General features: G+C 74.9%; 2 protein-coding genes. One reads left to right on the top strand and one right to left on the bottom strand.

Annotated features, from left to right (window positions below; translation table 11 throughout):
• Positions 1-488, top strand: a 488-nt coding sequence (locus CCL05_RS42490; protein ID WP_208641753.1) for an NPCBM/NEW2 domain-containing protein, incomplete at its 5' end; no start/stop codon positions are given.
• On the opposite strand, the gene CCL05_RS42485 is transcribed toward CCL05_RS42490, so the two are convergent.
• The coding region (locus CCL05_RS42485) for an ATP-binding protein (RefSeq protein WP_086565841.1) at positions 475-3,192 on the bottom strand (2,718 nt) is incomplete at its 5' end. The genes CCL05_RS42490 and CCL05_RS42485 overlap by 14 nt on opposite strands.

Here is a 3,192-nt window from a genome sequence, read left to right as displayed (position 1 = left end):
CCCCGGCGCCCACGCCCACGCCCACACCGACCCTGACCGAGAGGCCGCCCTCCCCGGCCGTCTACCAGTGGAGCGAACTGTCGTACGACATCACAGGCGACGGCACCGCGCCCGAGATGCGGATCGGCGCGAGCAGCTGGGTCTGGCAGCGGTACGGCCTGTCGACCGGCGAGCGGCGGTACGCGCACGGCGTCACCGTGCACGGCAGCTCCTCCGTCACCATCGACCTCAACCGCGCCTGCTCCTCGTACGAGGCGCTCGTCGGGGTGGACGACACGGCGCCGAAGCTCGGCGAGGTGTACTTCTCCGTCTACGCCGACGGGGTCCGGCTGTGGCGGTCCGGGCTGGTGGAGGGTGGTGCCCCGGCGGTTCCCGTCCAGGTGAACCTCACCGGCCGCAGCACCGTACGGCTGGTGGTGGAACCGCACGGCGCCCTCGACAACCTGGCCCTGGCGGACTGGGCGGAGTCCAGGTTCATCTGCGGTTAGCGGCTGTCGCCCCGGTGGCGTACGCACTCCGCGCCTGTTGCAGCTCGCGCAGGACGTCGTCCGCCGTTAGGGCCGCGCCCCGGGCACGCTCCGACTCGCACCGGGCAGATCCCAGGGCGGCGCGCGCGGCTGCCCCGGCCCGTTCCGCCTGGGCGTGCTCCGGCATGGGGCGGGGACGGCCGGCCCACCAGCGGTCGCCGGCGCCGAGCAGCCGGGCCGCGCGCGGGAAGTCGCCGAGGTCGGCCAGCAGTCCTGCCGCGCTGTCCACGACGGTGGCCCGGATCAGGTCGGAGCAGCGCTTGTCCACGGCGTCGCGCAGGGCTCCGGTCAGCTTGGCCAGGGCGGGCCCCGGGCCGGACTCGCTCGCCGTGACCATGGCGTCCATGAGATCCAGCATCACCACGAACTGGGGCGGTGGTGTGCCGCGCGCGGCGTCCGCACGCGCCGCCTCACAGAACTCGCGCGCCCGGGCGATGTGCCCCTCCTCGACAGCCATCTGGGCCCGCAGCAACAGGACGAACGCCCTGGAGTCCGCCACGCCGTACCGCTCGGCGGCGGCGCTCGCCTCGTCCAGCCCCGCCAGCGCGGCCGTGCGGTCTCCCGCGCGGTAGGCGATCTCGGCGAGCCGGGCGATGAGGAACGGCGACTCGGCGTACGCGCCCACCTCGTAGGCGAGCCGCAGCGCCTCCTCGTACTCCCCCTTGGCCTCCTCGAAGCGGCTGCGCGCCATGGCGGCCTCGCCGGCCGCGCTGCACACCTGGGCCCGCAGCCAGCGGTCACCGGTGCGGCGGCTGAGGACGCGCAGGTCGGCGAGGTCGGCGTCGACGCCGTCCAGGTCGCCGGGTGCGTCGACGACCATGTGCGTACGGAACATCAGGGCGACGGCGGTCTCCCAGTCCCCGCCGTGCGTACGGCAGTTGGCGACGGCGGAGTCCATGACGGCCCGGAGGTCGCTGCGGTCGCTCAGGTAGGAGGAGATGATCGGGCAGACGATTCCCGGGATCCGGGCTGCCCGTGGCCCCCCTTCCTGGAAGTAGGCCCACACCCGCTCCACATACGGCCGCCGCTCGTCGACGAACGCCTGTATGGGCCCGGCCTCGGTCATGAAGAACACATGCAGGACGCGCAGATCCATCCGCAGGGCGTGCTGCGGATGCCCCGCCTCCCCGTCCGGTGCGGCGAGGAAGTGGTCGACGGGGTCGGGCAGGCCCGGCTCGCCGCCGGACGGCACGAGCCCGGCGGCGGCGTCCCTCTCCACGCCCAGCCGCAGGATGCGGTCGAGCCACTCCAGGCCCTCGTGCCGGTAGTTGCGCAGCCACCAGAACCAGCCGATGGCCAGGACGATGGCGCCGGCCTCCTCCTCGTCCCCGGCCGTCAGGGCCCGGTCGAGGGCCGCGCGGATGTTGTCGAGCTCGGTCTCCAGCCGGGAGACCCACGGCAGTTGCCCGGCGGAGCGCAGCAGCGGCTCGGCCTGCTCGACGAGTGCGCGCACCCACGCCCCGTGCCGCCGCTCGGCCGCGGCACGCAGCTGCGGGGCCTCGGCGGCGCGCTCGACGGCGTACTCGTGGATGGTCTCCAGCAACCGGTACCGCATGCCGTCCGGGGCGTCCGTCCCGCCGGGTGCCGCGACGACGAGGGACTTGTCGACGAGGGCCCCGAGCAGCTCGGCGGCGGGCCCCGTGCACACGGCCTCCGCCGCCGCCAGGTCCCAGCCGCCCGCGAACACGGACACCTCGCCCAGCACCGTCCGCTCGGCCTCCTCGAGCAGCTCCCACGACCAGTCGACGACGGCCCGCAGGGTCTGCTGGCGCGGCAGGACCGTACGGCTCCCGGAGGTGAGGAGGCGGAAGCGGTCGTCGAGCCGGTCGGCGATCTGCCGGGGCGTGAGCAGCCTCAGCCGGGCCGCAGCCAGCTCGATGGCGAGCGGCAGCCCGTCCAGGCGGCGGCAGATCTCCGCCACCGCCCGCTCGTCACGGAGCACGGTGTCCGCGTCGGGACGGACGGCGGCGGCGCGCTCCGCGAACAGCCGGCGGGCGTGGTCCGGCGGCAGGGGCTCGACCGGACGCACCAGTTCGCCGGGCACGCCCAGGGGTTCACGGCTGGTGGCGAGGATCGTGAGCCCCGGGCAGCGGGTCAGCAGGGTCTCGGCGAGGTGAGCGGCGGCGCCGATGACATGCTCGCAGTTGTCAAGGATCAGCAGTTGGCTGCGCGGCGCGCAGTACTCCACGAGCAGGGCGACGGGGTCGTCCTGCAGGGCCGTCAGCTCGCTGGTCATCAGCACGGTCTCGCGCAGACCGAGCGCACTGACCACCGCTCCCGGCACCGCCTCCGGCCGGTCGAGCGGGGCGAGCTCGGCCAGCCACGCCTGCGGGAGCCCGGCGGCGGCTTCCTCGGCGAGACGGGTCTTTCCGGAGCCGCCCGGTCCGGTGAGGGTGACGAGGCGGGCCCTGTGCACGTCTGAACGGATGGCGTCGATCTCGGGTTCCCGGCCGACGAACGAGGTCAGGCGGGGACGGAGGTTCCCGGTGCGCTCGGGCGGAGCGTGCGCCGGTTTCGCGCTCCCCGCGACCGACGCGAGCAGATCGGCGTGGAGGGCGCGCAACTGCGGGCCGGGGTCGGCGCCGAGGCCCTCCGCGAGGGCGCGGCGGGCGGACTCGTACGCGGCGAGGGCATCGGCCTCGCGGCCGGTGTCGCGCAGGGCGCG

The organism is Streptomyces africanus (assembly GCF_002150735.1).
In the GTDB taxonomy this organism is placed as follows: Bacteria; Actinomycetota; Actinomycetes; order Streptomycetales; family Streptomycetaceae; genus Streptomyces; species Streptomyces africanus.
Note: the sequence above shows the minus strand (reverse complement) of the source record. Positions and strands in the feature narration are given on the sequence as shown.